A 1,593-nucleotide genomic window follows, 5' to 3' on the forward strand; every position below is an offset into this window, starting at 1 on the left:
AGTACCATAAATAGTGTAAGAAAGAAAGTGATTTCTATCTTGCACTATTTTTGTATAATGAAGAAGTAGTATGACGATCGTCTTTTAGGGTTAAAACATCCGCAATAAAAACTGTCATCTACCTCTTCATTATTCATATTCGGTTAAGCAGGTTGGGCAAAACGTCCGTGTCACGAGCTAAAATGAGTGTAATGGTGCAGGTAGGAACTACAAATTTAAAAGAAAGAAGGTAAGAAAATGATATCTATAGGAATAGATATAGCAAAAGAAAAATTTACAGCCTGTGCCTTAGAACAAGGTAGCAAAATTATTTGGAAGCCCTTTGATGTAAATCTTAACAAACCAGAAGTAGAAGGATTCTTAAATAAACTAAAAGATTTAAATCAAGAAATCAAAATAGTCATGGAAGCAACAGGAAAATATCATTTGCCAATTCTTTATGAATTAAAAAAACAAGGATACTTTGTAGCAGTAATTAATCCATTAAAAATGAAACAGTTCTGCCGAGTGTTAAACTTCAGAAAAGCAAAAAATGATAATATAGATGCCACACAAATAGCAGAATATGGGTTGATGTATTGGAAAGAATTACAAGAACACAAAGTAGATACAGAAAATTTTAGAACTCTAAAAGAATTAAACAGATCTTATCAGCATTACATGGACCTAAGAATCAATCAAATGAACTTCATAGACCAAACAATCAGTCAAACATTTCCAGGAATAAAAAAATTAATATCTCATGGATCTAAAGACTTCTCAAAAGACAAACTATTAGATTTCTTAGAAACATGGTGGCACAAAGACCTAGTTTTAGAAAAAACAGAAGAAAAATTCATAGAAGACTTTAAGAACTGGGCAAAAGAAAAGAGATACCATCCTAATGCTGATAAAGCTAAATCCATTTACAAGCTTGCAGAGGAAAGTATCTCAACTCAACCTTCCAATAGCTCATACATAAAGATGAACCTACAAGAAGGGATAGAATTGATCAAACATATAAATCAAATTCTATATAATATTTTATCACAAATGATAGAAATTGCCGAGCCTCTAGAAGAATATCAAGAAGCCAAAAAATTCTCAGGAATATCAGACAAATTAGCAGTACAAATAACAGCAGAATTTGGAGACTTATCAAAATTTAAAAATAAAAAATGCCTAATATCCTTTGTAGGAATAGACTCACCTCCATATGAATCGGGGAATTTCAAAGCAGATCAGAGAAAAATAACCAAAAGAGGTAATGCAATACTTAGAAAAATAGGATACCAATCTATGAAATGTATGATGAGTGTTAAAAATCCAGAAAATGAAATATATCTATATATGCTAAAAAAAGAAAAAGATGGAAAAGCAAAAAAAGTATGTAAATTTGCAGGCTTAAATAAGTTCTTAAGAATCTACTATGCAAAAGTTATGGCATCAAAACAAGAAAAGGAGGCGTTAAAAGTAGCTTAGAGCTAGGAATAGAATAGTTAAAACAAGCCGATATCAACCGGCTTATTTGCTATGCTTAAATTCAATACTAAATATTACAAGCCTACTCTGAAATTAATTTCGGAGTAGGCTTGACTTTTGTTAGCAGGTTTT

1 protein-coding gene is annotated in these 1,593 nt (G+C 30.8%); it reads left to right on the plus strand.

Annotated features, from left to right (window positions below; genetic code table 11):
• Window positions 1–237: 237 nt before the first annotated feature.
• Window positions 238–1,461, plus strand: a complete 1,224-nt coding sequence (locus tag HMPREF9129_RS10105; protein WP_004823452.1) for an IS110 family RNA-guided transposase — start codon at window positions 238–240, stop codon at window positions 1,459–1,461.
• The last annotated feature ends 132 nt before the right edge of the window (window positions 1,462–1,593 follow it).

The organism is Peptoniphilus indolicus ATCC 29427 (assembly GCF_000227315.1).
GTDB classification, from domain to species: Bacteria; Bacillota; Clostridia; order Tissierellales; family Peptoniphilaceae; genus Peptoniphilus; species Peptoniphilus indolicus.

Coding starts and splice junctions, on each gene's coding strand:
- HMPREF9129_RS10105 (WP_004823452.1), top strand. CDS start 238: ATGATATCTATAGGAATAGATATAGCAAAAGAAAAATTTACAGCCTGT.